The sequence below is a fragment of the Roseovarius litorisediminis genome, assembly GCF_900172295.1.
Lineage (GTDB): Bacteria > Pseudomonadota > Alphaproteobacteria > Rhodobacterales > Rhodobacteraceae > Roseovarius > Roseovarius litorisediminis.
Window position 1 is genome coordinate 354,669 of sequence record NZ_FWFL01000001.1, and the last position, 24,582, is coordinate 379,250.

The window sequence follows — 24,582 nt, forward strand, 5'->3', positions numbered from 1 at the left end:
CTGAAAGCGGAGAAAGACAATGACGGAATGGCAAAAATCTGACTGGCGCGCAAAGCCGCGTGTGCAGATGCCGGAATATATCGATGGCGCAGCCCTGAACCGGGTCGAATCGAAACTGTCGCAATATCCTCCGCTTGTTTTTGCAGGCGAGGCGCGGCGCCTGAAGGCGCAGCTTGGTGCGGCCTCGCGGGGCGAGGCGTTTTTGCTACAGGGCGGTGATTGTGCCGAAAGCTTTGAACAGTTTTCAGCCGACGCAATCCGTGACACTTTCAAGGTGATGCTGCAAATGGCGATGGTGCTGACCTATGGCGCCAAGGTGCCCGTGGTCAAAGTGGGCCGTATGGCTGGCCAGTTCGCCAAACCCCGCAGCGCCCCGACCGAGGTGATCGATGGGGTGGAACTGCCCAGCTACCGCGGCGATATCATCAACGAACTGGCCTTCACGCCAGAGGCCCGGATACCGGACCCCGAAAAAATGTTGCAGGCCTATACTCAGGCTGCTGCCACGCTGAACCTGCTGCGTGCTTTTTCAACCGGCGGCTATGCGGATGTGCATCAGGTGCATGCCTGGACGCTTGGTTTTACCGAAGGTGAAAAGGCCGCGAAATACCGCGAGATGGCCAATCACATCAGCGACGCGCTGGATTTCATGAAGGCGGCCGGCGTTGACAGCCACCAGGCCCACACGCTGCAAACGGTTGATTTCTACACCAGCCATGAAAGCCTTCTTCTGGAATACGAAGAGGCGCTGACGCGGCTTGACTCGACCTCGGGCAAATGGCTTGCAGGCTCGGGGCACATGATCTGGATCGGTGATCGTACCCGTCAACCCGATGGCGCGCACGTTGATTTCTGCCGCGGGGTACAAAACCCGATCGGCCTGAAATGCGGCCCCTCTATGACATCGGATGATCTCAAGGCGCTTATGGCAACGCTGAACCCCCAGAACGAGGCGGGGCGCCTGACGCTGATTGCACGTTTTGGAGCCGGCAAAGTGGCCGAACATCTGCCACGTCTGATCAAGACTGTTCAGGAAGAAGGTGCAAGCGTCGTCTGGGTATGTGACGCGATGCACGGCAACACCATCAAATCCTCGACCGGCTACAAGACCCGCCCGTTCGAGTCAGTGTTGCGCGAGGTGCGCGAATTCTTTGGTGTGCACAAGGCCGAGGGCACGATCCCAGGTGGCGTGCACTTTGAGATGACAGGCCAGGACGTGACCGAATGCATCGGTGGTGTCCGCGCGGTCAGCGAAGAAAATCTGTCCGACCGTTATCACACTGCCTGCGACCCGCGCCTGAACGCCAGCCAGTCGCTGGAACTGGCGTTCCTTGTGGCAGAAGAGCTGTCATCGCTGCGTGAAAGCCGTCAGGCCGCCCGGGCAGGCTGAGCCCGCTGAAATCAATCAAAGGCGCCTCCGGTCGGGGGCGCCTTTTTCATTCGGGGAAAAGAGCGTCCGGTCCTCGGTTAACCGCTGTGGTGCTCAGTCATCCGCGCAACTTTCAAAAAGTCATAATGACAACCTGGCAATTCTCACTTGAAGACAATTTCGGTTATCGCAGTGTCCTGATAATGCGTCCCGGCATAAACATCGAGGATTTCAAAGTTGGCCCAGGCAATCGGTCCAAGGTCAGCGATTGTGCCGATTTGTTGCCAATCTGACGTATCGCGCAATGTGAAGTTTGCCTGTTTTCCGTTCGACCCTGTGATCCTCATCGAACGAACGCGGCTGTTACGGGAATAAACCCTTTCCGATTTGGCATAGCCATTACGGATAGACAGGACACTCAGATGCGTCGGTGCGTCAAAGATAATCGAGAAGTTTTCCCCGACCCCCTGACCAGACACGCCTTCAACCCAGGCCGTTCGCGGATTTCCGTCCTGTGTATTTCCCGGACCATAGCTGTTGCTTCCCTGCGAAGCCAAATACGAGGAAAAGCATAATTGCGCAGGGCGGTTCGATGCCGAAATGGAAACGCAGTTGCGCATGTACCGGCCTGGTGGCGGCGGGGCAGATGATGTCGAAGGTTGCGCCGCAGGGCGTGTCGATGCCGGTGACTGGCCTTTACGGCGAATCCATCCCCGCTCGACCGCAGCCAGTCGCTGATGACGCGGCGGATGTGTCACAGAGCCGCTTTCCGACAACGTGGCCCACAATGATTGCGCTTCGGTAAGAGATGCACCAAGGGCGGATAAGGTGAAACCCGCGTATTCATCTGCTTCCAGTTCTGTCGGCGGGCGCGATCCGGTGCCGGTGATCGTATGACCCTGCAGATGGTGCCCGACCTCATGTGCCATCACGCCATAAAGCTGCCATTGCGCAAATGGGTCGGCTTTATACTGCGCTATCCAATCAGGATTGAATGCCAGATAGCGCTCGCCGTCGATAATCACGGCGGCTGCATTGCCGACTTCATCGGTTTCGACAACCTGGAAATTGGGCAGCAGACCCGACACAGAAAGAATGTCGTTCACCACTGACCAGACCTGCTGAACCGAAAACGCACTGGCATCAGAATAGCGTGGTTTGGGAAGAACAATTTCTTTACAGCCCGCAAGTGTGCAGACCACCTGGGGCTGCGCGGCTTCCTGTGCGGGCGCAAAAGTACCGAACAGGCTAAGCCATAAGGCGCAGGGAATGAAACGTACACGCATGTCGACTGACCCCTCTCTGAGAACAGGTTAGGCCAATTCTTTGGCACTGGTAAAGAGAGACGCGAATTCTTGTGCCCGTGCAGGGCTACTTGACCAGGCGCAAATAAGGTTTTTCGCTTGGGTTGGCTGGTCGATGCTCAAAACGATGACCGGTTTCTGCCATTCCCGGACCCTGCATTGACTCTGCCATCAAACCCGGGCTGCCTGTGTCCAGTGGCTCAAGTGTTGTGCTTGCAATATTGAAACGGCGCGGTGCCCGTCCGATATTCCCTTTCGTCACCAGGCACCCCAAAGCGCGTGAGATATCTCCCAGATCACTGCGCAGTGGCAACAATACCAGATCGCTTTCGATCACCGGCCGGCCGATGCCGCCATCGGATCGCAACTTCAGATGCAGTGTCGCCGGTCGGTCAAAAAGCTCGACCAGTTGCAGGGCAAAATCCTTGCGCTGACCGGGGTCTACAAACGCACTTAGCGGCATGCCGCGCACCTCCATGCCCATCAGGTCACTCAGGTGCGATCCCGCGATGCGCAGGCGCGTCACACCTGGCGCGATGTTTTCTGCGATAAAAGCATTTTCCAGCAGTCCCTCGATCCCGCGCGGATCAATGTCCGAACGCCACGGAACATCACCGGATTTGCGCATGCTTTGCCAATAGGCCCGAAATGCATCAATGTCTTTTGTCTTTGCCGAGGTACGGTCGCCGCGAAATTTGACAACGGTGTCGGGGAACGGCTGTCTTTTCTGATCGTCGTGCATGTCAAAACCCTTGAAAACTCTGAAGTCAAAGTGGATCCGGACAAATGCACATGCCCTTGCATGCCCGGACCCACTCTTACGGCTTTGTTCAGAATGCCACAATTCGAGGCGGATTTATCTAAAATTCGTAACAAATGGTTAACTCCGCCGTAAGTCACGGGCGATGTCATGTGCTTGCCAGCGCAGGGGCGAATGGCTAGGACAGGGCGGCAATCGAAAAGGGATGCTGCTGTGCTACATTCAATGACGGCCTTTGCGTCGGCCACGGGCGCGCATGACGGATACAGCTGGACGTGGGATCTGCGCAGCGTCAACGGCAAGGGGCTGGATCTGCGCCTGCGCGCGCCTGATTGGATTGACGGCCTTGAGGCCGGTCTGCGTGCCCGGCTGGGCAAGGCGCTTAACCGCGGCAATGTCACCCTGTCGCTGCGGCTTCTGGCCGAGGATCAGGGCAGCACCCAGCGCATCAATGACGTGCAACTGGACAGTGTTCTGGCCGCCATGGCCCAGATCGAGACCCGCGCGATGGATATGGGCCTGTCGCTGGCACCTGCAAATGCGGCCGACGTTCTGTCTGTGCGGGGCGTGCTGGAGTCCGGGGCAGCGGATCAGGACACAAGCGCACTGGCAAGCGCGCTGCTGGCCGATTTCGAAACGCTGCTGCAAGGTTTCATCGCCATGCGCGCCAGCGAGGGGACGGCCCTGGCCGGCGTTCTGTCGGCGCAGCTTGACGTTATTGCCCACCTGACCGATCAGGCGGCCGAAACAGCCGAAACGCGCAAGGCCGATATGGCGCTGAATTTCCGCAATGCCCTTCAAAGGGTGCTCGACAATACCGACAGCGGCGATGAGGGCCGCATCGCCCAGGAAATTGCGATGCTGGCGGTCAAGGCCGATGTCACCGAAGAGATCGACCGACTGCGCGCCCATGTCGGTGCCGCCCGCGACCTGCTGGCCAAAGGCTCGCCGATTGGTCGCAAGCTTGATTTCCTCAGCCAGGAATTCAACCGCGAAGCCAACACCCTGTGCGCCAAGGCGCAAAACACCGCACTTACCACCATCGGTCTGGAGTTGAAAACCGTCATCGACCAAATGCGCGAACAGGTGCAGAATGTCGAATGACCGCGTAGGGCTGATCTGTTGCATTTGAGTATTTTTGGAAAAATGAAAGCAGAGCCGGGACCAAGGGCAGGGACTGAATTAAGGATACCTCTAAAATGACCAACCGCCGCGGCCTTCTGATTATCCTGTCTTCGCCCTCGGGCGCGGGCAAATCCACATTGTCGCGGCGCCTGCGCGACTGGGATCCGACAATTTCTTTTTCGGTTTCGGCCACAACCCGCATACCGCGGGCGGGCGAAGTGGATGGGCAGGACTATCATTTCCTGACCGAAAAGCAGTTTCAGAATGATGTGGCCAATGGCGACATGCTGGAACATGCGCATGTTTTCGGTAATTTTTATGGCAGCCCGCGTGCCCCGGTTCAGGCGGCCATCGACGCGGGCCGCGATGTTCTGTTCGATATTGACTGGCAAGGCGCGCAGCAGATCCAGAACTCGGCCCTGGGTCCGCACACCCTGTCGATTTTCATCCTGCCACCGTCGATCGCGGAACTGCACCGGCGGTTGACCACGCGCGGACAGGACAGTGACGAGGTCATCGCCAAACGCATGCGCAAAAGCTGGGATGAAATCAGCCACTGGGCCGAATACGATTATGTCCTGATCAACGATGATCTGGACTGTACCGAAAAAAGCCTGAAAAACATTGTGACGGCGGCCCGGCTCAAACGTATTCAGCAACCGGGCCTTAATGCCCATGTCAAACGACTTCACACCGAATTCGAGGAAACCACGTGACCCTTTACAGTCTTGATGGAACCGCACCGCAGATTGCCGACGATACCTGGGTGGCGCCCGATGCCAACCTGATCGGCAAGATCATTCTGGAAACTGCCGCTTCGGTCTGGTTCGGCTGTACCCTGCGCGGCGATAACGAGACGATTACCATCGGCGCGGGCAGCAATGTGCAGGAAAACACGGTCATGCACACCGATTTGGGGTTTCCGTTGACGATTGGTGCGGGCTGTACCATCGGTCACAAGGCGATGCTGCATGGCTGCACCATCGGCGACAATTCCCTGATCGGGATGGGGGCCACGGTGCTGAACGGTGCCAGAATTGGCCGCAACTGTCTGATCGGGGCAGGCGCCCTGATTACCGAAGGCAAGGAAATTCCCGATGGCAGCCTGGTGATGGGCGCCCCCGGCAGGGTGATCCGCCAGATGGATGCCGCAGCGATAGATGGCCTGCGCCAAAGCGCACTGCACTATCAGCAGAACATGCGCCGGTTTCGCGACGGGTTGCGGGCGCTGTGACGCCCCTGCACGGATAAATGGAACCCTCCCAGGTCCAGCCGCTGCTGCAGGCTTTTCCCTTGCCGGTTCTGCTGATCGGCCCGGATGAGCTTATCCTTGGTGCCAATGATCCGGCCCAGGCGTTTTTGGGCAAGGGGCTGACCGGGCGCCATTTCATTGCCGCCCTGCGCCAGCCCACCGTGCTGGACGCGGTTGAGGCCTGCCTGCGTAAGGGCACGCCCGGCAAAACCCGGTATCTTGGTAGTGACGGCGCCCAGGATACAAGCTTTGACGTCACTTGTACGTCGGTGCCCACGGCGGCAGGCCCCGGCGTTCTGGTGTCGTTCGAGGATACAACCCATCTGCAGCAGGCGGACCAGATGCGCCGTGATTTCGTTGCCAATGTCAGCCATGAATTGCGCACGCCGCTGACATCGCTGATGGGATTTATCGAAACCCTGCGTGGTCCCGCGCGCAACGATCCCGTCGCCATCGATCGGTTTCTTGGAATCATGCAATCCGAATCGGCCCGGATGGAACGGCTGGTGCGCGATCTGCTGTCCCTAAGCCGGGTTGAAGGACAGGAACGTGTTCGCCCTACTGAAACCGTGGAGATCGGGCAATGTCTGCAATCGGTCGTGCACGCGCTGCGCCCTGTCGCGACCGACAAGGATGTGACAATCGACCTTGTTTTGCCCGAAACGGGCCTGACGGTTAACGGTGCGTCCGACCAGCTTGTGCAGGTCTTCACCAATCTGATTGAAAACGCGGTGAACTACGGAGGCGCCGGTAACAGTGTTGAAGTTGCGGCACATGTTTCCGAAAACGCCCCATCTGTCCGTGGTCCTGCCGTGATTGTAACGGTGACCGATCAGGGCCCCGGCATTGATCAGGTTCATATCCCGCGCCTGACAGAGCGATTCTATCGCGTTGACAGTCACCGCTCACGTGAAATGGGCGGCACGGGGTTGGGCCTGGCCATCGTCAAACATATCATAAATCGCCACCGAGGCCGGCTGCGCATTTCCAGTGAGCTGGGAAAAGGCAGCGAATTCCGGGTGATCCTGCCCCGCGAAACACGCGGGTGAAACTTCAGTCGCGCCGCGCCGGTTTGCGAAAAAGGGTTTGTTGTTAACACGTTACAGTTTCGCGTGACCGCGCAATTCCGGGACATGCCCCCCCCGGGCCCCCAAGAATTTGTTGAGTGACGAACGTTCGCCCGAAACGTCCGCGCGATTGCTTTGACAGAAAAATACCGACTGTCATGAAACCGTTACAAAAACGTAACAAAAGCGTTGTCACGGAGGATTAGCAACGGCGCCAGAGGTCATCGCCTGAATGGCCCGGACAAACAGATCAGGAGTTTGATATGTCCCTTGCAAAACTGACCGCCTCTGCCGTGGTCATCGCTGCTGTTTCCGCCAGTGCCGCATCGGCGCGAGACCAGATCCGCATTGTCGGGTCATCCACCGTTTTTCCGTTTTCAACCGCCGTGGCTGAACAGTTTGGCAAAACCACCGATTTCCGGACACCGGTTGTTGAATCGACCGGATCGGGTGGGGGTCTGAAACTGTTCTGTGCTGGCGTCGGTGTGGAACATCCTGACGTCGCCAACGCCTCGCGCCGTATGAAGGCTAAGGAATTCAAACTTTGCGCCGAAAATGGCGTAACCGAGATTACCGAAGTTACCGTAGGTTTTGACGGCATCGTTGTGGCCAACGCCAAATCCGGTGCCGATTTCGAAGTGACCCGTGAACAGCTGTGGCAGGCGCTGGCCGCCGAAGGGGACAAACCCACCACATGGGACGAGATTGACCCGGCGCTGCCCGCCATCGACATCGAAGTTCTGGGCCCGCCGCCAAGTTCGGGTACCCGCGATGCGTTCGAGGAGCTGGTTATGATCGAGGGCTGTCTTGAGGCAGGCCATGAAAAAGACTTCTGCGGCAAGGACGGCAGCCATATTCGCGAGGACGGCCCCTATGTCGAAGCCGGGGAAAACGACAACCTGATCGTTTCGAAACTTGAGGCCAATCCTGATGCCCTGGGTGTCTTTGGTTTCTCGTTCCTGGATCAGAACGCTGATGCCATCAAAGGCGCGGTGGTTGATGGTGTGGAACCAACTTTCGACAACATCGCTTCGGGTGACTATCCGGTGTCACGCTCGCTGTATTTCTACATTAAGAATGCCCATGTTGGTGTGGTGCCCGGCATTCAGGAATACGCGGTCGAGTTCATGTCGGAAAACGCCGCTGGCGAAGACGGCTATCTGCTGGACAAAGGCCTGATCCCGCTGCCCGCCGACAGCTTCAATACTGTCAGCGACGCGGTCAAGAACCTGACCACCATGACCGGCAACGAGTGGAACTGATCCATCACGCCTGAACTCAGAACGGGAGGCGGTCCCACGCCTCCCGTTAACATGTAAGGACCCGGGGAACGCATATGACAACCCTGCTTTTCGGCTTTGTTCTGGTGCTGGCGCTGGCTTCGTTTCTGGTTGCCAGATCCCGCGCCGGGCAGCTTGCCGGTGACACGCCGGCCAGTCTGCATTCGCGTCCCGCCTATCACGGGTTCTACAGCCTGCTATGGGTGTTGATGGCGGGCATTGGTTTTCTGATCGTTCTGACGCTTGTGCCCAACTATCTGATGACAAACAGCCTGCTGTCTCAGATCGGTCAGGCCCTTCCTGACAGCGCTTTTATCGAGCGCCAGTTGATCCTGTCGGATGCCAAGGCGCTGGCCACCGGCCGCATCGCCAGCCAGACAGACCCGCTGCGTCAAGAGATTGCAGCCGCCTATGCCGCCAAAGCCGCCTTTTGGGGCTGGATCCGTATCGCGTTGGTTGTTGGTGCAGCCCTGATAGCAGCCATTGCCACTCAGGCGACCGTGTCACTGGACTGGCGCGCGCGCAACCGCGCAGAAAACATCGTGCGCCTGATCCTGGCCGCCATGGCCACCATCGCGATCCTTACCACCATCGGTATCGTGGTTTCACTGATTTTTGAAACTTACAGCTTCTTTTCAAAAATCGACTGGCAGCTGCACAAGTTTCTGTTCGGCACAACCTGGAGCCCGCTCTCTGGCGTACAAGAGGGGCATATGGACGCCGACAAGGTAGGCGCGGTCCCGCTTTTCGCCGGTACGCTGATGATCACTTTTATCGCCATGCTCGTGGCCGTGCCCGTGGGTCTGTTTGCCGCCATCTATCTCAGTGATTTTGCCGGGAACCGAACCCGCGCCATCGTCAAGCCGATGCTGGAAATTCTGGCGGGTATTCCCACTGTGGTCTATGGATTTTTCGCCGCCATCACCGTGGCGCCGTTTTTCAGGAACACCGGCGATGCCATCGGTGTTTCCATTGCGTCCGAATCCGCCCTTGTGGCCGGGCTTGTCATGGGCATCATGATCATCCCATTCATATCATCGCTGTCCGACGACGTGATCAATTCCGTGCCGCAGGCGCTGCGCGACGGGTCGTTTGGGCTGGGCGCCACCAAGGCCGAAACCATCCGTCAGGTGGTTCTGCCCGCCGCATTACCAGGTATCGTCTCGGCTGCTTTGCTGGGATTCAGCCGCGCCGTGGGGGAAACCATGATCGTGGTCATGGCCGCAGGGCAGGGTGCCAACCTGACTGCCAATCCGCTAGAGGCAGTGACAACCGTTACCGTGCAGATCGTTATGCTGATCACCGGCGATACCGAGGCCGAAACCGCTGCAGGCCCGGCCTTTACACTCGGGTTTACGCTGTTTTGCATCACGCTTTTGATGAATGTGGCGGCCCAGCGTCTTGTGCGCAAATACCGCGAAACCTATGAGTAGAGGCCGCTCCATGACCGACATGACCGGACATCACCGCTCGTTGCTGGGCACATCCAGCCCGCGATTGCGGGCCCGCCGCCGCGCGGAATGGCGTCTGCGCGCTTATGGCATTACCGCTATCACCGTTGCCGGGCTGGCGCTTTTTACCCTGCTATGGTCAGTGCTGTCTCAGGCGGCAACGTCGATCACCGAAAGTTACCTGACTCTGCCGGTCACCCTGTCGGCCAATGAACTGGGTCTTGACGACACAGCCACTCCAAACGACATCCTGCGGGCCGATTTTTCAGGGCTGACCAAAGATGTGCTGAAAGAACAATTCCCGTCGATCAAAGGCCGCACGGCAAAACGCGAGCTTTATGATCTGGTCTCTTCCGGCGCATCTTTTGAACTGGCTACCAAGGCCAGCTTGAACCCTGCTTTGATCGGTCAGACCATAGAATACCCGTTCCTCGCCTCTGACGCCACCGACCTGTATCTCAAAGGCGAATACGGCGCACTGGTGGAAAGCCCGACAAAGGGAAATCTGACGATAACTCTTGATGATGATGCAGTCACCGTGACCTCCACCGCTGATGACTTTGCAACGGCGCTGCTGACCGTCAAAAAACATTTGCTCGGGGATGCCGCAGACCTGCGGCGCAAGGCTGCTCGTCAGGACAATGCAGCTCAGGTTTATGCTCAGCGGGCTGAAACGGCTGATACCGACAAAGAGCGCGAAAAGAACAGTGCAAAAGCCAAGAAAAGCGCGGCCAACCGTGACAAACTGCTGGCACAGGCTCGGGCGCTCGAAATCCGCGCCTCGCAAACCGAAGGCACCGAGGAACTGGATGACGAAAACCGCTCGATGCTGATCAATGTTGCCGGCGGCTGGATCAAACTTACCAAACTTGATCGCGCACGGGCCAGTGGCACCGTATTGACCGAAACGCGCGCCGTCACGGATGTTGCCGACTGGTCGCTTTATATGACCGACCTGCCCGAAGCCGCGCGCAAAATCTCGGATACCCAGATAGCCGCCATTGAAACCCTCCGGGTTCAGGGGCAGGTGGACCGGGTGTTCAACTGGCGCTTCTTCACGTCGGCAGATTCGCGTGAACCCGAGCTGGCTGGCATCTGGGGCGCCACCGTGGGGTCATTCTGGACGATGCTGGTAACCTTCCTGCTGGCCTTTCCCATCGGGGTCTCTGCAGCCGTTTATCTGGAAGAATTCGCACCCAGGAACAAATTCACCGATTTCGTCGAGGTCAATATCAACAACCTTGCCGCCGTGCCCTCGATCGTCTTCGGCCTGCTGGGGCTGTCGGTTTTCCTTGGCATCTTCGGCGTGCCGCGTTCGGCCCCTCTGGCAGGGGGGATCGTGCTGGCGCTGATGACCCTGCCCACGATTATTATCGCCTCGCGTGCCGCGCTCAAGGCGGTGCCGCCGTCAATCCGCGACGCCGCGCTTGGGGTTGGGGCTTCACGTCTGCAAACTACTTTCCACCACGTGCTGCCGCTGGCCATGCCCGGCGTGCTGACCGGAACCATCATCGGCATGGCGCAAGCCCTTGGTGAAACTGCCCCGCTGATCATGATCGGCATGGTTGCCTTTATCGTGGACATCCCCGGCGGTATCACCGACAGCGCCAGCGTTTTGCCGGTGCAGGTGTTCCGCTGGTCCGATTTTCCAGAACGCGCGTTCGAGGCCAAGACCGGTGCGGCCATCTGTGTATTGCTGCTGTTTCTGGTGGTCATGAACGCCGTCGCCATCCTTCTTCGCCGCCGCTTTGAGCGCCGCTGGTAACTCACAGGATAAACCCCATGTATGACACTCAAACCCACGGAAGCGCCTTGGATCAGACCGACATCAAATTTTCCGCCCGTAACGTGCAGGTCTACTATGGCGACACCCACGCCATCAAAGACGTCGACGTGGATATCGCCGACAAGACCGTGACCGCCTTTATCGGCCCCTCGGGATGTGGCAAATCCACCTTCCTGCGCTGCCTGAACCGGATGAACGACACCATCGACGTCTGCCGCATCACCGGCGACATCCGTCTGGACGGCGAAGATATCTACGACAAACGTGTCGACCCGGTGCAACTGCGCGCCAAGGTCGGCATGGTGTTCCAGAAGCCCAACCCGTTTCCGAAGTCCATCTACGACAACGTCGCCTATGGCCCCAAGATCCACGGGCTTGCCAGGACACGCGCCGATCTGGACGTGATTGTAGAAAAGGCCCTGCGTCGCGGCGCCATCTGGGACGAGGTCAAGGATCGCCTTCATGCCCCCGGCACCGGCCTGTCGGGCGGGCAGCAGCAACGCCTGTGCATCGCCCGCGCCATCGCCACCGAACCCGAGGTGCTGCTGATGGACGAGCCGTGTTCAGCGCTTGATCCCATCGCCACCGCACAGGTCGAAGAACTGATAGATGAGCTGCGCACGCGCTATTCGTTGGTGATTGTCACCCACTCGATGCAGCAAGCCGCCCGCGTCAGCCAGAAAACCGCTTTCTTTCATCTGGGCAACCTTGTGGAATTTGGCGAAACCAGCCAGATTTTCACCAACCCCGATGATCCGCGTACCGAAAGCTATATCACCGGCCGTATCGGCTAAGGAGTCCCCATGTCAGACGATCACATTGCCTCGGCCTTTGACCGCGACCTTGAAACCATCCTGGCCCGGATCATGAAGATGGGCGGGCTGGTTGAAGAGGCGATCATCAACGCGGCCAGCTCGCTTGAGGCGCGCGACCCGGAACAGGCCGAAAAGGTGCGCCGCGCCGACCAGGCCATTGACGCGTTGGAGGAGGAGATCAACCAGGAAGCCGCCCGCGTTATCGCCCTGCGCGCGCCCACCGCGCGTGACCTGCGCCTCATTCTGTCGGTGATCAAGATCGCCGGCAATCTGGAACGCATCGGCGATTACGCAAAAAACATGGCCAAACGAACCACCGTTCTGGCCGGCATGACCCCGGTCAACGGCTCATCGGCCGCCCTGCGCCGCATGGCAAAAGAGGTCGGGCGTATGTTGAAAGACGCGCTTGATGCCTATATCCAGCGCGACGCCGATCTGGCCAGCGACGTGATTGAACGCGACCACGATGTCGACCAGATGTACAATGCGCTTTTCCGGGAATTCCTGACCTTCATGATGGAGGACCCGCGTAATATCACGCCTTGCATGCACCTGCATTTCATCGCCAAGAACACCGAACGCATGGGAGATCATGTCACTTCGATCGCCGAGCAGGTGATTTATCTCGTCACAGGTGAAATGCCCGATGACGCCCGCCCGAAAAGTGACAGTACCTCAACCGACCCCAGCATTGCCCCACCTGTGCAGGGTTAAGGTATAAGGAGGCCAACCTATGTCAGCCGACCAACCCACTGTGCTTCTGGTCGAGGATGAGCCGGCACAGCGCGAAGTACTTTCCTATAACCTTGCGGCCGATGGTTTTCGCGTGCTCACAGCCAGTAATGGCGAAGACGCGCTGATGCTGGTGGCCGAAGATACACCCGACATCATCGTGCTTGACTGGATGATGCCCAACACCTCGGGGATCGAAGTGTGTCGCCAGTTAAAAACCCGCAATGCCACCCGCGCCATTCCAATCATCATGCTGTCGGCCCGGTCCGAAGAACTGGACCGTGTCCGTGGTCTGGAAACTGGGGCTGACGATTATGTCGTCAAACCCTATTCTGTGGTCGAATTGCTGGCCCGGGTTCGCGCCCAACTGCGCCGCACCCGACCTGCCACCGTAGGCGAGCGCCTGGAATATGACGATATTGTTCTGGATTCGGAAACGCATCGTGTCACGCGCCGCGACAAACCCCTTAAACTTGGCCCCACTGAATTTCGCCTTCTGTCGACCTTCATGGAGAAACCAGGCCGGGTCTGGAGCCGCGAACAATTACTGGACCGGGTTTGGGGGCGCGATATCTACGTCGATACCCGCACTGTCGATGTGCACATCGGGCGCCTGCGAAAAGCGCTTTGCGTGCATGGCGGTGATGATCCGCTGCGCACCGTGCGCGGAGCCGGATACGCCCTGGGCTAGGTGTTTCGTACGAAACGTACGCCGGTCGCCCGAAAGCCCTCAAATCGCGTACGAAATCCACGTGCAATCCGTACGCTTCGTACGAAATTTTTCATCGCCTTGCATCCTCGCTCATTAACCATTTCCGTACGGTGGTACATGAGCATTCTGCATGAAAACGTCATCACCGGGGCAGGGGGTCTTCGTCTTCGGTTTGTCCTGCCAGCCAGTCACGAAACTTCAATAACGCCGGATCACGCGCCTTGCGCACCGGCCAGACCAGATAATAGGCGCCGGGGCTTTGTGTCGGGCCGCCCCAGGCTGATACCAGCCGACCGGTCGCCAGATCCTGCTCGGCCAGGTAATCGGGCAGCAATGCCACCCCCAGCCCGTGCAGAGCTGCCTGCGTGATGGTCGAGAACTGGTCATAGATTGTTCCAGACACCTGTCCCATCAGCACGCCGTGACCGGCAAACCACGCCGGCCAGGCCTCGGGCCGGGTTTCGATATGCAAGAGCGGCAGGTTCAGCAGATCGCGGGGGCTCTGAATATCCACGTTGCAGATCATCCCGGGCGCACAGACTGGCAGAACCGTTTCGGTCTTCAGCCGCAGCGCCTGGGTGTTCGCCCAGTCGGCCGTTCCGAAATGTATTGCTGCATCAAAGGGTTGTTGGTTGAAGCTGAAGGGTTTCAGCCGCGTTGACAGATTGATCGTCACCTCTGGATATTGGCGTGCAAAATCGGCCAGTCGTGGCACCAGCCAGCGCATGCCGAAAGTCGGAAGGATTGCCAGATCTAGGCTGCCGCCTGTTGGGTTGACCGTCAGCTTCAACGACGCCTGACTGATTTGCTGCAATGCGCCACGTATCTTTTCGGCATAATCCTCCGCCTCGGGCGTCAGCATCATCCGCCGCCCTTCGCGGATGATCAGGGTCACGCCCAACTGTTCCTCAAGCGCCTGCAACTGACGGCTGACAGCGCTCTGGGTCTGCGCCATTTCCTCGGCCACGGCGGTGGCGCTTCCCAGCCTGTCAAGTGCCTCCAGCGCGCGCAGCGAAGCAATGGAAGGCAGAAATCTGCGAGGAATGGCCATCTATGCGAATAACTCATGATAGGATGCGGATTTATCGATATTCCTCTGGCATAAAATGCGCTAGCTTGCAATCAACCTGGCGATTTTGTTGCCGAAAACTCATAAGGAGCCTGAAATGTCCCTGGATACGCCCGCAATCCGCGCAAAGGATGCACCAGATCTTAACGCATTCGATTGGGAAGATGCGCTGCGCCTGAACGATCAACTGGAAGAAGACGAACGGATGATCGCCGAAAGCGCCCGGGCATTTGCGCAGGACGTCCTGCAACCCCGGGTAATCAAAGCATATTCCGATGAAACTTCCGACCCGGGAATTTTCCGTGAAATGGGCGGGATGGGCCTGCTTGGTACAACGATTCCCGAAGAATATGGCGGGTTATCCGCCGGGTATGTCAGTTACGGCCTTGTCGCCCGCGAAATCGAGCGTGTCGATTCAGGCTATCGCAGTATGATGAGCGTGCAATCCAGTCTTGTGATGTATCCGATCTATGCCTACGGCAGTGAAGAACAGCGCCTTAAGTATCTGCCAGGATTGGCAAAAGGCGAATTGATTGGCTGTTTCGGCCTGACGGAACCCGATGCCGGCAGCGACCCCGCCGGCATGAAAACCCGCGCCCAAAAAATTGATGGCGGCTATCGTCTGACCGGGTCCAAGATGTGGATTTCGAACAGCCCTATCGCCGATGTTTTCGTTATCTGGGCCAAATCCGATGCCCATGACGGTAAAATTCGTGGCTTTATCCTTGAAAAGGGCATGAAGGGTTTGAGCGCCCCGAAAATCGGCGGCAAACTCAGTCTGCGCGCATCCATCACCGGCGAGATCGTTATGGACGGTGTCGAGGTTGGAGAGGACGCGCTTTTGCCTAATGTTCAAGGGCTTAAAGGGCCTTTTGGATGTTTGAATCGCGCCCGGTATGGCATTGCATGGGGCGTCATGGGGGCGGCCGAATTTTGCTGGCACGCGGCCCGTCAGTATGGACTGGATCGGCATCAGTTCAAACGTCCGCTGGCGCAAACGCAACTGTTCCAGCTTAAACTTGCCAATATGCAGACTGAGATTTCTTTGGGTCTGCAGGCGGCCCTGAGGGTGGGGCGGTTGATGGATCAGGCCAATGCCGCGCCCGAAATGATTTCGCTCATCAAGCGCAACAACTGCGGCAAGGCACTGGACATCGCCCGCCATGCCCGTGACATGCATGGTGGCAACGGTATTTCCGAAGAGTTTCAGGTAATCAGGCACATGATGAATCTGGAAACAGTAAATACCTATGAAGGTACGCACGACGTGCACGCTCTTATCCTGGGCCGGGCCCAGACGGGCTTACAGGCCTTTTTCTAGGTCCGCCAGCGCGTGTTGATCACTTCGGATTATACTAGGGGATTTGCCAAATATCTTGGTAAATCCCCTTTTGGTACCGTGTTGACACTATTTGCATTTACGCACACTCCCTGTTCATCGGCGACGCCGCCATTGATTACCGATCGGTACTGACATAACTGCACCTCTCCTTGGAAAATCTTGTTCAATCCTAGGGGTTGTTCAGCGGAGAGCGAAATGGCAATTCAGGCCAAAACCAGTTTCACCAGCGGAAACCTGTTTCGACACGTTTCAGTGATGGCATTTACTTCTAGCATCGGCTTGATGGCGATCTTTGCCGTCGACCTGATCGACATCATTTTCATTTCGATGCTGGGGCAGGAGTCGCTGGCGGCCGCAGCAGGCTATGCCAGCACCCTGATGTTCTTTGCCAGCGCGGTCAACATCGGACTGTCAATTGCTGCGGGGGCCCTGGTTGCCAAGGCAATCGGCGCCGATAACGAGGTCGACGCACGCGAATATGCAACCAGCGTCGCGGTGATCTCGGTTATTGTAGGCATCCTTATACCTATAATAACGCTACCTAATATTGATTTCCTGTTAAGTCTTGTTGGCGCGACCGGGCAGGTTGCAGAAATGGCCGCAAGCTATTTATGGATCATATTACCTACAACCCTGCTTTCGGGGATGGCAATGACAGCTGTTGCCGTGTTGCGCGCCTACGGTGACGCCAACAGGGCGATGTATCCGTCCCTGGCCGGTGCTGCTGTCAACGCTGTTTTTGATCCAATCCTGATCTTTACATTGGGATTTGGACTGGAAGGCGCAGCCCTAGCCACGGTTCTGGCGCGGTTTGTCACCATGCTTGTCGCGCTTTATCCGGCTATTGCCCGGTATCGGGCCTTTGCCATACCGCGCCCGCGCTGCGTCATGCGCGACTTTGGCGATGCGGCAAAGATCGCCATTCCGGCGGTTCTGGGCACTGTTGCCACTCCGGTCGGCGCGGCAATCGTTACCCGTGAAATGGCCCAGTTCGGATCGGATGCGGTGGCGGGTATGGCCGTCATCAACCGGATGGTTCCGGTGGTTTTCGCTGTCGTGCTGGCTCTTTCGGGTGCGATTGGACCGATCTTTGGGCAGAACCACGGGGCTGGGCAACACAAAAGGGTACGCGAAGCGTTTTTTGACGGACTTATCTTTGTTGCGGTTTATGTGCTGGTCATGTCGGCCCTGCTGTTCCTGCTGAGGGAACCGATTGCGGATCTTTTTGATGCAACAGGCATGATGCGATCCCTGATATTCATTTATTGCGGTCCTCTGGCGCTGGCCGCGTTCTTTAACGGTGCAATTTTTGTATCGAATGCGTCGTTCAACAACCTCGGGCATCCAATGTATTCCACATGGATAAACTGGGGACGCAGCACGTTGGGAACACTGCCACTGGTAATTCTTGGGGCGTCGATCTGGGGCGCCCATGGCGTTTTGATCGGACAGGCAATTGGCGGCATTATTTTCGCCGGCATTGCGGTCAGCCTGAGCATGCGGATGATCGATGATCCGAACAGGTCACCGCTTAAACCCAAATTCCTGTGCCCGGACGAACGCATGCAGATTATGTCCAACCGTTGTTGCCGATCTTAGAGCCTGAAAAGGCGCGCCGTTCATCTTCGCTCAACAATTAAAGTGTTGCGGTCACTTGTTGACGGCGCCGCTCTTAACGGCCTTTCCAGATCCAGCCACCGCCGAGGATGCGGCTGCCCTCGGTTTCGTAAAACACGCAGGCCTGTCCCGGGCTGATACCTTCTTCGGCGGTCAGCAGCTCCACTTCGGCCTCGGTGTCAGAGAGCGGCCGGATGATCGCGGTGCGCGGGGGCCGGGTAGAGCGGACCTTGACCGAGATTTCCCATTCCGGGCGTGAGGCAAGGGCCTCGTCCCCCAGCCAGTTGATCTCGCGCACCGGAATGGTGCGGGTGGACAGCATGCTTTTGGGGCCGACGATAACCTGTTTGGTGTCGACGTCGAGTTTGACAACATAAAGCGGGTCTTCCAGCCCTCCGATGCCCAGACCGCGGCGTTGGCCGATGGTGTAGTGGATCACACCGTTATGTTCGCCCAGAACACGCCCATCGGTATCGACGATCTGGCCAGGTTCGGCCGCGCCAGGGCGCAGCTTTTCGATCACGCTGGCGTAGTTGCCGTTCGGCACAAAGCAGATGTCCTGGCTGTCGGGCTTGTCCGCGACGGACAGCCCATATTTCGCCGCCAGTTCGCGGGTCGCATCCTTGGAGGGAAGGTGGCCCAGCGGGAAGCGCAGATAATCCAGTTGCTCAGGCGTGGTGGAAAACAGAAAATACGACTGGTCGCGGTTGGCGTCAGCTGCGCAATGCAGCTCGGGGCCGTTTTCCCCTATCTTGCGTTGGATATAATGGCCGGTCGCCATGCAGTCGGCCTCAAGATCGCGGGCTGTTTCCAGCAGGTCCTTGAATTTCACCCGCTCATTGCAGCGGATACAGGGCACGGGTGTGGCACCGGCCAGATAGCTGTCGGCAAATTCGTCGATCACGGCGTCTTTGAAGATATTTTCGTAATCCAGCACGTAATGCGGAAAGCCCATATCTTCGGCCACACGGCGGGCATCGTGGATGTCGATACCTGCACAACAGGCGCCTTTTTTGGCCAAAGCTGCCCCGTGGTCATATAGCTGCAGGGTGACCCCGACCACATCATAGCCTTCCTCGGCCAGTTTTGCGGCAACGACCGAACTGTCAACGCCACCAGACATGGCCACGACAACGCGGGTGTCGGCCGGGGGTTTTGCAAATCCCAGCGAGTTCAGTCTGGTGTCGTTGTCCAGTGCCATCGTGGCCTCCGGTCGGGTGGTTGTGTAAGATCTGGCCTATGGCCGTTTGACAGAGCGCCTGCAATACATCCGTTTTGGCCGCTCCCGCAAGGGGCGGATCGGGCCTGTAGGGTCAGGTCGTTACGAATATAGGAAAATCCGAAATACTCTCAAGGTCCCGCTTCACCCGTCGTTAAGCGGTGAAACCGCATTCTGTCGGCGATTACGAGAGGGTGAGAGAATGTATCTGAAGAAAGTGGATTGACCAAGAGCGGTCAAATTACCTGACGGGCAAATCATGACAGTGGCCGATCTGCCACCGGCCGATACACGCCGGTGGGTCGCGTCGCGTAAATTAAAGGTTGTGCGAGGGGTCGTGTATGGGCTGATCACCCAGGGCGATGCGGAGGCGAGATATAACATAAGCAAAGAGGAATTTAATTTTTGGGTGAAAGCAGTTAGCCACTTTGGGGAGGATGCTTTGAAAGCAACCGCGTTGAAAACGTATAGACAACCTTGACGAGAAATCGCAAATTGTTCTCCAGTGGTAACTTGTGGTTAACCAATCTTGGCCAAAGTCAACCATAATGAAATTAAAGTTATCGGAGAAATCCCTATGCGTGTGCTTCTGGTCGAAGATGATCCCACCACTTCAAAAAGCATCGAGTTGATGCTGACTCATGCCAACCTGAATGTTTATACAACTGATCTGGGGGAGGAAGGCATCGATCTGGCAAAGCTTTATGACTACGATCTGATCCTGCTTGATCTGGGCTTGCCGGACATGAACGGACATGATGTGCTGCGCAAGTTGCGCCTGGCCAGAATTGAAACACCGATCCTGATCTTGTCGGGCCAGGATGATACCGAGAACAAGGTCAAGGGATTTGGCTTTGGGGCCGATGATTATCTGACCAAACCCTTTCACCGCGAAGAGTTGGTGGCGCGCATTCATGCAATTATCCGCCGTTCGAAAGGCCATTCGCAATCCGTGATCCGAACCGGCAAGATCAATGTCAATCTGGATGCCAAAACAGTAAGTTCTGAAAACAGGGCTATCCATCTGACCGGCAAGGAATACCAGATGCTGGAATTGTTGAGCCTGCGAAAGGGTACCACCCTGACCAAGGAAATGTTTCTGAACCATCTTTATGGAGGCATGGATGAGCCTGAACTGAAGATCATAGATGTGTTCATCTGCAAGCTGCGTAAAAAGCTGAGCGAGGCAACGGGCGGCGACAATTATATCGAAACGGTCTGGGGACGCGGCTATGTGTTGCGCGATCCCGAACCGGGCGAACTGGAGGAACCGCGCGTCGCGGTCAGCGCCTGAGGCCTTATCGGTTCCCTAGCCGTCCAGGCTATCACACACGACTGGACCTATGAGACGTAGCGCCCTATCACTTTGATCTGAAAAGGGCCGGGGGCGGGGATGCCCCCGGTGCAGGATCACAGAGGGCCCGCATGACCGACAAAATCGCCGTTGATGCGCTGACTGAAGCTGAGGCGTCCCAGGAACTGGCCCGCCTTGCCGATCTTTTGAACCGGGCAAATCAGGCATATTACGGCAAAGACGCTCCTGAAATTTCGGATGCGGACTATGATGCGCTGAAGCGGCGCAATACGGCGATTGAACTGAGGTTCCCAAATCTCAAACGCGCCGACAGCCCCAGCGAACAGGTGGGCGCCGCTCCGGCTGAGGGATTCTCCAAGGTCACCCATGCAGTGCGGATGCTGAGCCTGGGCAACGCCTTTGACGATGAGGATATCACCGAATTTGACGAACGTATCCGTCGGTATCTGGGCCTGTCCGCCGATGCGCGGCTTACCTACACCTCGGAGCCAAAGATCGACGGCCTGAGCCTGAGCCTGCGGTATGAGGGCGGCGCACTGGTGCAGGCGGCAACGCGGGGCGATGGCGCCGTGGGGGAAAACGTCACCGCCAACGCCCGTACCATCGACGACATTCCCGAAACGCTGCAGGGGGCCCCCGATGTTCTCGAGATCCGCGGCGAAGTTTACATGAGCCACAAGGATTTCGCCGCCCTGAACGCAAGGCAGGCGGGACGAGGTGACAAATCCTTTGCCAATCCACGAAATGCCGCTGCCGGATCGTTGCGGCAACTGGATGCCGAGATTACCCGCGCGCGCCCGCTGAAGTTTTTCGCCTATGGCTGGGGTGAACTTAGTGCACCACTGGCCGATACGCAGATGGCGGCGATCGACAGGTTGTCAGATCTGGGGTTTGCGACCAACCCGCTGACGGTTCTGTGCGATGGCCCGGTTGAGATGCTGTCGAACTATGCCCGCATTGAACAGCAGCGTGCCAGTCTGGGCTATGACATCGACGGGGTTGTTTACAAGGTGAATGACCTGGGTCTGCAGGCGCGGCTTGGGTTTCGCAGCACGACGCCGCGATGGGCCATTGCGCATAAATTTCCTGCTGAACTTGCCTGGACCCGGCTGGAGGCGATTGACATTCAGGTGGGCCGCACCGGCGCACTTAGCCCGGTGGCGCGGCTGACGCCGGTCACAGTGGGGGGCGTGGTGGTCAGCAATGCCACCCTGCACAATGAGGACTACATCAAGGGTCTTGACAGCAAGGGCAGTGAAATTCGCGGCGGCAAGGATATCCGCGTGGGGGACTGGGTGCAGGTGTACCGTGCCGGTGACGTGATTCCCAAAGTGGCTGATGTGGATCTGTCAAAGCGGCCTGATACTTCGGTACCCTACACGTTTCCGACTGTGTGCCCCGAATGCGGTTCTGACGCGGTACGCGAAGAAGGTGATGCAGTTCGGCGCTGCATCGGTGGGCTGATCTGTCCGGCGCAGGCGGTTGAAAAGCTAAAGCATTTCGTATCCCGCGCGGCCTTTGACATAGACGGGCTGGGCGCGAAACAGGTTGAGCAATTATATAACGTTGGCTGGATAGTCGAACCTGCGGATATTTTTACGCTGCAAGAACGATATGGTTCAGGCATGCAGCAGTTGAAGAACCGCGAAGGCTGGGGTGAGAAAAGCGCTAATAACCTCTTTCAGGCGATTGATAAAAAACGTGAAATTCCGTTCGGAAGGTTGCTGTTCGCGCTAGGTATCCGGCATGTGGGCGAACAAGCCAGCAACATGATTGCGCGGTTTTATGGCAGATGGGACGAATTTATTGCGGCGATGGATGCTGCCGCGTCTTTCGAAGGGCCGGAATGGGAGCGCCTGCTGGGCATTGATGGTGTCGGCGAGGTCATGGCGCGGTCACTGGTTGGCGCTTTTGCGCAAGAGAATGAGCGCGCGGGCATTGATCGGCTGGTTGCCCATCTTTCCGTACAGGATGCCGAGCAACCGGATACCAGTAGCAGCCCTGTCGCGGGCAAAACCGTGGTCTTTACCGGCACATTGGAGAAGATGACCCGGGCCGAGGCCAAGGCGCGGGCGGAAAGCCTGGGCGCCAAGGTATCGGGTAGTGTCTCGGCTAAAACCGATCTGCTGGTTGCCGGGCCGGGGGCGGGTTCGAAGGCCAAAAAGGCTGCTGAGTTTGGCGTTGAGACAATCGACGAGGACGGTTGGCTAGCCCTGATAGGCGACGCATGAGCGGGCGCCCGGAAATTCTGTTTCCACTTTTTGCGGAGCTTGAGACACTGGCGGGCGTGGGCCCCAAGACCGTTCAGCATCTGCGCGCATTGGATATCGAACGTCCCCGTGATCTGATTTTTACACTACCCTATTCTGGGGTAGACCGGCGCAAACGTGCCACTGTGATGGGGGCCGAGTTACCCGGTGTCGTGACGGTAGAAGTCACGGTCGGTCAGCACCGCGCGCCCAGCCGGCGGGGCGGGGCGTATCGCGTAACAGTCGAGGATGCGGCAACGACCTTTCAGTTGGTGTTCTTCCATGCCCGCGATGACTATTTGCGGAAAATTCTGCCCACAGGTGCCCGGCGCGTTGTTTCAGGCAAGGTAGAGCTTTTTGATGGGATCGCGCAGATGGTGCACCCCGATCACGTGCTTGAACCGCAAGAGGCAGGTGATATCCCGGATTTTGAGCCGGTCTATCCGCTGACCGCCGGTGTAACGCAGAAAATGATGAGCAAGGCAGTTGCCAGTGCGATAACACGCGTACCCGACTTGGCCGAGTGGATTGACCCGGTGCAAAAGGCGCAGGCCGGATGGCCGGACTGGCGTACGGCTGTGGTTGAGGCGCATGGGCCGACGGATCTGGGCGATTTGAGTGCGGCCCATCCCGCGCGCGAACGTCTGGCCTATGACGAGTTTATGGCACACCAGCTGACGCTGGCGATGGCGCGCTCGAAGTTGCGACGTGCAAAGGGGAGGGCGACGATTGGTACAGGCAAGCTGCAAGCCAGGGTACTCGAAGAACTGCCCTATGCGCTGACCGGTGCGCAAACCCGTGCGATTGCTGAAATTGCCGAGGATATGGCCAGTGACACACGAATGAACCGATTGCTGCAGGGCGATGTGGGCGCGGGAAAAACGCTTGTGGCGTTCAAGGCCTTGCTGATCGCGGTTGAGGCAGGCGGGCAGGGGGTAATGATGGCCCCCACCGAAATTCTGGCACGCCAGCATCTGGAAGGACTGCGGCCATTGGCGGAAAGCGCCGGCGTGGTGCTGGAGATTTTGACCGGACGCGACAAGGGTGCTGAACGCAGGGCAAAACTGGCTGCACTGGCGGAGGGAAAGATACAGATTCTGGTAGGCACCCACGCGGTGTTTCAGAAGGACGTGGAATTTTGCGACCTTCGGCTGGCCATCGTGGATGAGCAACACCGGTTTGGTGTGCGTCAGCGGCTTGAGCTGGGCAAAAAGGGCACCAATGCGGATGTGCTTGTTATGACCGCTACGCCAATTCCGCGCTCTCTGGCGCTGGCACAATATGGCGATATGGATGTCTCGGTGCTCGACGAAAAGCCTCCCGGACGCAAACCGATCAAGACCGCGCTGGTCAGCATGGGGCGGATGGACGAGGTGGTAGACCATCTGCGCAAGGCCATCGCCGAGGGTCGTCAGGCCTATTGGGTTTGCCCGCTGGTGGAAGAAAGTGAAATCGTCGATCTCAGCAGCGCTGAAGAGCGGTTCAAACGTCTGCGCGCGGCCCTGGGCGACGCAGTGGTCGGTCTGGTTCACGGCCAGATGCCGCCCGAGGACAAAGACGCGTCGATGCGGGCGTTTCAGCAGGGCAAGACCAGTGTGCTGGTGTCTACCACCGTGATCGAGGTGGGCGTAGATGTACCCAACGCGTCGATCATGGTGATCGAGCGCGCCGAAAGCTTTGGACTGGCGCAACTGCACCAGTTGCGTGGCCGGGTAGGCCGCGGCGAGGCCGCTTCAACCTGCTTGCTGATGTATCAGGCACCGCTTAGCGAAGGCGGCGAGCGGCGTCTGACCACGATGCGCGATACAGAAGACGGTTTTACAATTGCTGAGGTCGACCTGGAAATGCGCGGCGCCGGTGATTTGATTGGTACAGCTCAATCGGGGCTTCCCCGTTTCCGCGTGGCGGATATGGAGGCCCAATCGGCGTTGATGGCTGTGGCACAATCGGATGCGCGCAAACTGATGCATGACGATCCGGACCTGACCGGGGATCGGGGACAGGCAGCGCGTGTTCTGCTTTGGTTGATGGAACAGGACCAGGCAATTCGTTTGATTTCAGTGGGTTAACTAACGGGGTGGCAAAAAGTTCACGAATGTTCCTAAAAAGTTCTTTACA

20 protein-coding genes and 1 pseudogene are annotated in these 24,582 nt (G+C 57.9%); 17 read left to right on the forward strand and 4 right to left on the reverse strand.

All coding sequences use genetic code 11. From position 1 onward, the window contains the following. The first annotated feature begins 19 nt into the window (after positions 1 to 19). Complete coding sequence (locus tag PEL8287_RS01675) at positions 20 to 1,390, forward strand: class II 3-deoxy-7-phosphoheptulonate synthase (protein ID WP_085890611.1); 1,371 nt, start codon at positions 20 to 22, stop codon at positions 1,388 to 1,390. A gap of 143 nt (positions 1,391 to 1,533) precedes the next feature. Here PEL8287_RS01675 and PEL8287_RS01680 read toward each other — a convergent pair whose 3' ends face one another. Both PEL8287_RS01680 and PEL8287_RS01685 read right to left on the reverse strand, forming a co-directional pair. Beyond that, positions 1,534 to 2,655 carry an NADase-type glycan-binding domain-containing protein gene (locus PEL8287_RS01680; RefSeq protein WP_085890612.1) on the reverse strand — a complete coding sequence of 374 codons (1,122 nt, stop codon included), beginning with the start codon at positions 2,653 to 2,655 and terminating at the stop codon, positions 1,534 to 1,536. Between the two features lie 85 nt (positions 2,656 to 2,740). Beyond that, positions 2,741 to 3,415 carry a PAS domain-containing protein gene (locus tag PEL8287_RS01685; RefSeq protein WP_085890613.1) on the reverse strand — a complete coding sequence of 225 codons (675 nt, stop codon included), beginning with the start codon at positions 3,413 to 3,415 and terminating at the stop codon, positions 2,741 to 2,743. Positions 3,416 to 3,646: 231 nt separating this feature from the next. Between PEL8287_RS01685 and PEL8287_RS01690 the strand changes: the two genes are divergently transcribed. The 10 genes from PEL8287_RS01690 (at position 3,647) to phoB (ending at position 13,632) form a co-directional block, all read left to right on the forward strand. After that, positions 3,647 to 4,537 carry a YicC/YloC family endoribonuclease gene (locus tag PEL8287_RS01690; RefSeq protein ID WP_085890614.1) on the forward strand — a complete coding sequence of 297 codons (891 nt, stop codon included), beginning with the start codon at positions 3,647 to 3,649 and terminating at the stop codon, positions 4,535 to 4,537. A 95-nt stretch (positions 4,538 to 4,632) separates the two neighbouring features. Beyond that, positions 4,633 to 5,274: a guanylate kinase gene (gmk, locus tag PEL8287_RS01695; RefSeq protein ID WP_085890615.1), complete on the forward strand. Its 642-nt coding sequence runs from the start codon at positions 4,633 to 4,635 to the stop codon at positions 5,272 to 5,274. Then, positions 5,271 to 5,792 (forward strand): gamma carbonic anhydrase family protein, encoded by a 522-nt coding sequence (locus PEL8287_RS01700; RefSeq protein WP_085890616.1) that lies wholly within the window; start codon positions 5,271 to 5,273, stop codon positions 5,790 to 5,792. Before gmk ends, PEL8287_RS01700 begins: the two co-directional genes overlap by 4 nt. Positions 5,793 to 5,809: 17 nt before the next feature. After that, entirely contained in the window at positions 5,810 to 6,859 is a 1,050-nt protein-coding gene (locus tag PEL8287_RS01705) for a sensor histidine kinase (protein ID WP_085890617.1), read from the forward strand. A gap of 281 nt (positions 6,860 to 7,140) precedes the next feature. Beyond that, the gene (locus tag PEL8287_RS01710) at positions 7,141 to 8,139 is read left to right on the forward strand and encodes a substrate-binding domain-containing protein (RefSeq protein ID WP_085890618.1); all 999 of its coding nucleotides are present in this window, start codon (positions 7,141 to 7,143) and stop codon (positions 8,137 to 8,139) included. Positions 8,140 to 8,213: 74 nt separating this feature from the next. Beyond that, positions 8,214 to 9,590 (forward strand): phosphate ABC transporter permease subunit PstC, encoded by a 1,377-nt coding sequence (gene pstC, locus PEL8287_RS01715; protein ID WP_085890619.1) that lies wholly within the window; start codon positions 8,214 to 8,216, stop codon positions 9,588 to 9,590. A 10-nt stretch (positions 9,591 to 9,600) separates the two neighbouring features. Next, on the forward strand, positions 9,601 to 11,373 hold the full coding sequence (gene pstA, locus PEL8287_RS01720) for a phosphate ABC transporter permease PstA (RefSeq protein ID WP_085890620.1): 1,773 nt from the start codon (positions 9,601 to 9,603) through the stop codon (positions 11,371 to 11,373). Between the two features lie 17 nt (positions 11,374 to 11,390). Continuing rightward, complete coding sequence (pstB, locus tag PEL8287_RS01725) at positions 11,391 to 12,188, forward strand: phosphate ABC transporter ATP-binding protein PstB (RefSeq protein WP_085890621.1); 798 nt, start codon at positions 11,391 to 11,393, stop codon at positions 12,186 to 12,188. A 9-nt stretch (positions 12,189 to 12,197) separates the two neighbouring features. Beyond that, complete coding sequence (phoU, locus tag PEL8287_RS01730) at positions 12,198 to 12,923, forward strand: phosphate signaling complex protein PhoU (RefSeq protein WP_085890622.1); 726 nt, start codon at positions 12,198 to 12,200, stop codon at positions 12,921 to 12,923. Between the two features lie 19 nt (positions 12,924 to 12,942). Next, complete coding sequence (phoB, locus tag PEL8287_RS01735; protein WP_085890623.1) at positions 12,943 to 13,632, forward strand: phosphate regulon transcriptional regulator PhoB; 690 nt, start codon at positions 12,943 to 12,945, stop codon at positions 13,630 to 13,632. Between the two features lie 163 nt (positions 13,633 to 13,795). Here phoB and PEL8287_RS01740 read toward each other — a convergent pair whose 3' ends face one another. After that, positions 13,796 to 14,704 carry a LysR family transcriptional regulator gene (locus PEL8287_RS01740; protein ID WP_085890624.1) on the reverse strand — a complete coding sequence of 303 codons (909 nt, stop codon included), beginning with the start codon at positions 14,702 to 14,704 and terminating at the stop codon, positions 13,796 to 13,798. A 115-nt stretch (positions 14,705 to 14,819) separates the two neighbouring features. Here PEL8287_RS01740 and PEL8287_RS01745 point away from each other — a divergent pair, with 115 nt between their 5' ends. Continuing rightward, the gene (locus tag PEL8287_RS01745; protein WP_085890625.1) at positions 14,820 to 16,043 is read left to right on the forward strand and encodes an acyl-CoA dehydrogenase; all 1,224 of its coding nucleotides are present in this window, start codon (positions 14,820 to 14,822) and stop codon (positions 16,041 to 16,043) included. A gap of 216 nt (positions 16,044 to 16,259) precedes the next feature. Continuing rightward, complete coding sequence (locus PEL8287_RS01750) at positions 16,260 to 17,663, forward strand: MATE family efflux transporter (RefSeq protein WP_085890626.1); 1,404 nt, start codon at positions 16,260 to 16,262, stop codon at positions 17,661 to 17,663. Positions 17,664 to 17,736: 73 nt separating this feature from the next. Here the strand turns inward: PEL8287_RS01750 and mnmA are convergent, their stop codons facing one another. After that, positions 17,737 to 18,882, reverse strand: coding sequence for a tRNA 2-thiouridine(34) synthase MnmA (gene mnmA, locus PEL8287_RS01755; RefSeq protein WP_085890627.1), 1,146 nt, complete (start codon positions 18,880 to 18,882; stop codon positions 17,737 to 17,739). Positions 18,883 to 19,102: 220 nt separating this feature from the next. On the opposite strand from mnmA, the pseudogene sciP reads away from it, so the two are divergent. From sciP to recG, 4 genes and pseudogenes are all read left to right on the forward strand, one after another. Next, positions 19,103 to 19,381: pseudogene (gene sciP / locus PEL8287_RS01760) on the forward strand (CtrA inhibitor SciP). A gap of 96 nt (positions 19,382 to 19,477) precedes the next feature. Next, entirely contained in the window at positions 19,478 to 20,194 is a 717-nt protein-coding gene (gene ctrA, locus PEL8287_RS01765) for a response regulator transcription factor CtrA (protein ID WP_085890628.1), read from the forward strand. Positions 20,195 to 20,325: 131 nt separating this feature from the next. Then, positions 20,326 to 22,446: an NAD-dependent DNA ligase LigA gene (gene ligA, locus PEL8287_RS01770; protein ID WP_085890629.1), complete on the forward strand. Its 2,121-nt coding sequence runs from the start codon at positions 20,326 to 20,328 to the stop codon at positions 22,444 to 22,446. Beyond that, a complete protein-coding gene (gene recG / locus PEL8287_RS01775) occupies positions 22,443 to 24,533 on the forward strand; it encodes an ATP-dependent DNA helicase RecG (RefSeq protein WP_085890630.1) in 2,091 nt (696 codons plus the stop codon). The genes ligA and recG overlap by 4 nt, the downstream gene beginning before the upstream one ends. Positions 24,534 to 24,582: the final 49 nt, after the last annotated feature.

Coding starts and splice junctions, on each gene's coding strand:
- PEL8287_RS01675 (WP_085890611.1), top strand. CDS start 20: ATGACGGAATGGCAAAAATCTGACTGGCGCGCAAAGCCGCGTGTGCAG.
- PEL8287_RS01680 (WP_085890612.1), bottom strand. CDS start 2,655: ATGCGTGTACGTTTCATTCCCTGCGCCTTATGGCTTAGCCTGTTCGGT.
- PEL8287_RS01685 (WP_085890613.1), bottom strand. CDS start 3,415: ATGCACGACGATCAGAAAAGACAGCCGTTCCCCGACACCGTTGTCAAA.
- gmk (WP_085890615.1), top strand. CDS start 4,633: ATGACCAACCGCCGCGGCCTTCTGATTATCCTGTCTTCGCCCTCGGGC.
- PEL8287_RS01705 (WP_085890617.1), top strand. CDS start 5,810: ATGGAACCCTCCCAGGTCCAGCCGCTGCTGCAGGCTTTTCCCTTGCCG.
- PEL8287_RS01710 (WP_085890618.1), top strand. CDS start 7,141: ATGTCCCTTGCAAAACTGACCGCCTCTGCCGTGGTCATCGCTGCTGTT.
- pstC (WP_085890619.1), top strand. CDS start 8,214: ATGACAACCCTGCTTTTCGGCTTTGTTCTGGTGCTGGCGCTGGCTTCG.
- pstA (WP_085890620.1), top strand. CDS start 9,601: ATGACCGACATGACCGGACATCACCGCTCGTTGCTGGGCACATCCAGC.
- pstB (WP_085890621.1), top strand. CDS start 11,391: ATGTATGACACTCAAACCCACGGAAGCGCCTTGGATCAGACCGACATC.
- phoU (WP_085890622.1), top strand. CDS start 12,198: ATGTCAGACGATCACATTGCCTCGGCCTTTGACCGCGACCTTGAAACC.
- phoB (WP_085890623.1), top strand. CDS start 12,943: ATGTCAGCCGACCAACCCACTGTGCTTCTGGTCGAGGATGAGCCGGCA.
- PEL8287_RS01740 (WP_085890624.1), bottom strand. CDS start 14,704: ATGGCCATTCCTCGCAGATTTCTGCCTTCCATTGCTTCGCTGCGCGCG.
- PEL8287_RS01745 (WP_085890625.1), top strand. CDS start 14,820: ATGTCCCTGGATACGCCCGCAATCCGCGCAAAGGATGCACCAGATCTT.
- PEL8287_RS01750 (WP_085890626.1), top strand. CDS start 16,260: ATGGCAATTCAGGCCAAAACCAGTTTCACCAGCGGAAACCTGTTTCGA.
- mnmA (WP_085890627.1), bottom strand. CDS start 18,882: ATGGCACTGGACAACGACACCAGACTGAACTCGCTGGGATTTGCAAAA.
- ctrA (WP_085890628.1), top strand. CDS start 19,478: ATGCGTGTGCTTCTGGTCGAAGATGATCCCACCACTTCAAAAAGCATC.
- ligA (WP_085890629.1), top strand. CDS start 20,326: ATGACCGACAAAATCGCCGTTGATGCGCTGACTGAAGCTGAGGCGTCC.
- recG (WP_085890630.1), top strand. CDS start 22,443: ATGAGCGGGCGCCCGGAAATTCTGTTTCCACTTTTTGCGGAGCTTGAG.